This is a genomic window from Corynebacterium sp. HMSC074H12, from assembly GCF_001813755.1.
Lineage (GTDB): Bacteria > Actinomycetota > Actinomycetes > Mycobacteriales > Mycobacteriaceae > Corynebacterium > Corynebacterium hiratae.
This window is the reverse complement of record NZ_KV813923.1, coordinates 1-352: the sequence shown is the minus strand read 5'-3', so window position 1 is coordinate 352 and position 352 is coordinate 1. Positions and strand designations below refer to the sequence as shown.

The window sequence follows — 352 nt, the reverse complement described above, 5'->3', positions numbered from 1 at the left end:
CACAGTTTGTTGTGTTGGTTGTGTGTTCGTTATTTAGGGCGCATGGTGGATGCCTTGGCATGCTGAGCCGATGAAGGACGTGTAAGGCTGCGTTAAGCCTCGGGGAGTTGTCAATAAAGCGTTGATCCGAGGATGTCCGAATGGGGAAACCTGGCACCTGTTATGGGGTGTTACCCTTCAGTGAATTCATAGCTGTTGTGGGGGTTTACGCGGGGAAGTGAAACATCTCAGTACCCGTAGGAGAAGAAAATAAAATATGATTCTGCTAGTAGTGGCGAACGAACGTGGATGAGGCTAAACCGTGTGCATGTGATACTTGGTAGGGGTTGTGTGTGCGGTGTTGTGGGCCCCA

At 50.3% G+C, this 352-nt stretch carries 1 rRNA gene; it reads left to right on the top strand.

The features are described 5' to 3' along the window. Window positions 1-22: 22 nt before the first annotated feature. Window positions 23-352 (top strand): 23S ribosomal RNA (locus HMPREF2932_RS07765); the annotation flags it as partial.